Annotated in this window: 1 pseudogene; it reads right to left on the reverse strand. The window is 44.5% G+C overall.

Features of this window, described 5'->3' with window-relative positions:
* Positions 1-144: 144 nt before the first annotated feature.
* Positions 145-2,483 (reverse strand): annotated as a pseudogene (locus tag KO511_RS07720) (hypothetical protein); the annotation flags it as partial.

Below are 2,483 nucleotides of genomic sequence, written 5' to 3' on the forward strand. Positions count from 1 at the left end.
CTTATAATCCACTGACACGACAGGGTCAAACGGATCCTCCATGGGAATAACGGTTACCTCAGAGCGAAACGCCTGCCACCATTTAGAAAAAGGCTGGGCTTTGGTGGTAAATAGTCCGATAAAACGGCGCTGCATAATTAATCCTTAATATTTGTCGTTAGGGCGCTCATCAAGCATGCCTATCATATGGCCATCAATACTGCCCGATGAGGTTAACATACGCTTAGGTACAACCAAGGCTGGTTCAGGCTCATAGCACCATTTTAGTGTTGGCAAACTTGGGCTTATACCTAATCCTACTGGAAACTTAGCCACAACTGTTAAATGCAGTCCATCTTCTTTTAATTGGTGTTGCTCGGGGTTATTCAACGCCGCAAGCAACGCCTGCTTAAAGGTTGTTGTCATGGCTTCATTGGCCACCACAGTTGATGTACCTGAGCGCGAGATAAAGGTATTACACATGGTGCCATGCAATTGAGAAATGCCCATTTTAAACTCAGGTAAGATAAAACGGAAAGTACAAAGCTGCTCTGCACTTAATATCCCTTGCGAAGATGTATCTCTGTCAACCTTCAGTTGTGGCCAATAGAAGTAGTTAATAAACTCTTGTGATTCAACACGAAAAGCTGCATCAAAAAAGTTTTTCAACTCTCTCAACTCATTTCGCAAATAAGTAAAACGGCCGTCGATAGTACTTATCTTTTTTGAGCTTGAAAACTCCCAAAATGAATAATACTTACTTTTACCCCAAAAGCAGCTAAATAGCAGGTTCTCAAAGTCTGATTTCTGAAAACGGGAAATGGTATACCCACTCCAAAATAAACCCGCCATAGCCACAGCAAAGCAAGCCCACCCAATTGGACCTGAGGCTAGCGTGCCTAACATTAATAGGCTTGCTGCCGCGCCAATTAAGTGGCCATCTCGCAACCCATTATTACCGCTTCGATTGGCGGTAAAGGCGTCAGCAAAATATACCGCCGCCACCCCTATATTCGCTACAGCGACTAACCCCCTAATAGGCACCTTGGCCAGTTGGGTGTCCATATGCTGGCTGTACGCCATAATATTTGCCAATCTTAGCTTGCTGGCAAGTTTGCTACTTAAGTTGGGAAGATACTTCTGCACCGCTTGGGCACCGAGTCCTCGATTAAACATCGAAGCGGTAGCATTGGCGGATTTGGCTCCATATTGAGTTAGAGCAGCACTATCGGCCGCCAACGCCATTAATGTTGATCCCATTTTACCAAGATCATACAGGGTATCTTTATCATTAATTGGGTCAAGCTCTGCATACTCTTGTTGCGATGCTAAATCATACATTGCTAAAACGTTATAGTAAAAAGACCAAGCCGCGAACCCAACATCAACCACACCTCCAGTGATATGTAAGGATGTTTTTACTTTACTTTTTTCAAAAAAACCTTTTACTTCTTTGGGGCTAGATGGCGTTATTTCTAACTCTAGCAATTGAAAAATACGTTGCTCTTTAGCATCGGCTTTGACTTCCGACCAATCAAGCAAGCGCTCATGCCAATTGGTTTTCGTCTTTTGCCACAATGCCGCAGCCTTACCCGTGTTAGCCTGTTTTTCCAGTAACGCTTCAATATCATCCAGTGACACCGGAACTCTTTTACCATTGATCTTGACCCCTAACATCGCATCGAAGATATCAGGTAATGTTGTCCTATAAAAATTCTCAAGTCCTGCATTTGCCGCGATATTGGCCCATTTACCAGCATGCTGACCTACGTAGGAAAAGGCAACAGGAATACGCGCTAAAAAGTTACCAAGGGAAATAAGAACATATTTGGAGACATCGGTTGACAGCTCACGCCAGTCACTGCCTTGGCACTGAGTGAAAATCATCTTGGCACCTTTAAACATAATCCCAAGAACGTTGTCTGTAGGCGTCAGCTCAGCAGTTGCAAACGCTTGACCAACCCAATCATCCATGGTCTCCATGCCTTCTTCACTGGCGGTCACACCGTCAAAAAGCGTACCGAGCAAAAAGAACAGCTTAGCGAGTTCCTCTATCGGCTTAACGATACCCTCTTGGCGAAGATCAAAATAATTGTGCAGATAAAAAGGTAGCGAGCCTAGCTCATTTTTTGCCCCCTCTCCAGCGACATAATAATGCATTATATCGAGCCACTGCTGGATCTCTTTTGCCGTATCCTCTTTTTGAGTCTTACTCTGATTTATAAAGTCGGTGAGCGCTTGAGTATCAAGGTTTTCTTGCGCCGCTGCGCTGACTTCAGGCACTTCACTGTCCATACAAGCTTTGGCATAAGTGCCTATTGTCAATGGATAGAGATTGTTTTGTTGATAAGCTTGCCCCTCAGCGACCGTCATACGGAGCTTATTGGCAATGTCTAACTGGCGGCCAACAGGGTCAAATAGCACCACTAAAGTGCCGTCTTTTTTCTCGCTGTGGCTTTTTTGCATGGTTTCAACTAACTCATCCGCCACAAGATGGTAGCTTC

Source organism: Vibrio hepatarius (genome assembly GCF_018860525.1).
Classification (GTDB): Bacteria; Pseudomonadota; Gammaproteobacteria; order Enterobacterales; family Vibrionaceae; genus Vibrio; species Vibrio hepatarius_B.